Genomic DNA, 1,511 nt, shown 5'->3' on the forward strand with positions numbered 1-1,511 from the left:
CATATAAAAAGCACTATCCCGAAGCATCCATTGGGCTATGTGCGCCTACAGGCCGTGCAGCTCGTAAGCTTGGAGAACTGACGGGAATGAACTCTTCAACTATTCATATGATGCTTGGCTTCCGACCAGGAGCAGAACCAGAGTATGGGGATGATATGCCGTTGCCGTTTGACCTGATTTTCACGGATGAAGTGTCGATGAAGGACTTGCAATTGGCTTATCATCTATTTCAGGCAATCGGGCCAAATACAAAAGTGGTCCTTATAGGAGACAGCGATCAGCTTCCATCTGTGGGGCCGGGTAATGTTTTACACGACATGATCACTGCAGGAGTTCCGCATGTTCGTTTAACAGAGATATTCCGCCAGGCGCAAGAAAGCCAAATCATTATGAATGCTCATCGCATAAATAATGGAGAACAGATCGTCATTGATAAAAATAAAGACGATTTCTTTTTCATCGAGCAGCCTGAGCCTGAACGGATTGCTCATCTGGTTGTGCTCAGTGTACTGAGATTTTTGGACAAGGGGCATAAGTTAGAAGATATTCTAGTTCTCAGCCCAATGAAGAAAGGTGTAATTGGCACTGAGGAACTGAATAATGCACTCCAAGCGGCGGTGAATCCTCCGGCACTAGATAAAGCCGAGATAAAGACCGTTGGGCGTATATATCGTCAAGGAGATAAGGTTATTCAGATTCGTAATGACTATAAGAAAAAGATTTTAAATGGTGATATTGGCGTTGTCATAGGTACAGCCTTAGTGAAGGATGAAGAAGGCGAGTTGACGGATGAAATAGGGCTTGCCTGTGATTTTCACGGGAAAGTAGTGGTCTACAGTAAGCATGAATTAAAAGACTTGCTCTTGGCCTATGCCATTACCATACACAAGGCTCAAGGTGGACAAGCCCCTGTAGTTATTATGCCTGTCTCTACCAGCCATTACGTTATGTTGGCTCGAAATCTGATCTATACTGGCCTGACGAGAGCTGAGGGTGTCTGTGTCATGATTGGAACTCGTAAGGCACTTAGTGTGGCTATAAGCAACAACAAGATGGTGCAGCGTAATACAGCGCTAAGGGAGCGGATAGAGAGTAATATGCAGAGTATTCCTACAGGGCAGAGGAAGGTATATGGATAAGATTGGGGCGTTAAAGCAGACACTTCAACAGGCAGAATTGAAGGCGAAAAGGCGAACTGAGATTGATCTAGGTAAGGTCAATGATGAAGAAGCCAAAGCCAATGAACAAGGCTTCATGATTGTACGCAAAAGGCAGAGAGCAGTAAATCAAACAAGGTTCTCTCAAACCATTGATGAAAATATAGCCTATTTATGTCAGACTCAATATTTAACTAGTGCTGAGTTTAGCTTCATCTTTACACTGGCTCCAATGCTTAAAATGAACGTTAATGCTATTGTCGATCCTACATCGGGGCAATATTGTTCAGTGTCGGAGATTGCAACGTATCTGAAGCGAAGTCGGCAAAAAACGAGTGAGATGATTTCAGATTT

General features: G+C 43.7%; 2 protein-coding genes. Both read left to right on the top strand.

Annotated features, from left to right (window positions below):
* Positions 1 to 1,139: AAA family ATPase (locus POTG_RS19105; protein WP_009226491.1), on the top strand; the 1,139-nt coding region annotated here is incomplete at its 5' end.
* Positions 1,132 to 1,511 (top strand): hypothetical protein (locus POTG_RS24480; RefSeq protein ID WP_036646279.1); only part of this gene is annotated, 380 nt, incomplete at its 3' end. The genes POTG_RS19105 and POTG_RS24480, both read left to right, overlap by 8 nt.

This window comes from Paenibacillus sp. oral taxon 786 str. D14 (genome assembly GCF_000159955.1).
Taxonomy (GTDB): domain Bacteria; phylum Bacillota; class Bacilli; order Paenibacillales; family Paenibacillaceae; genus Fontibacillus; species Fontibacillus phoenicis.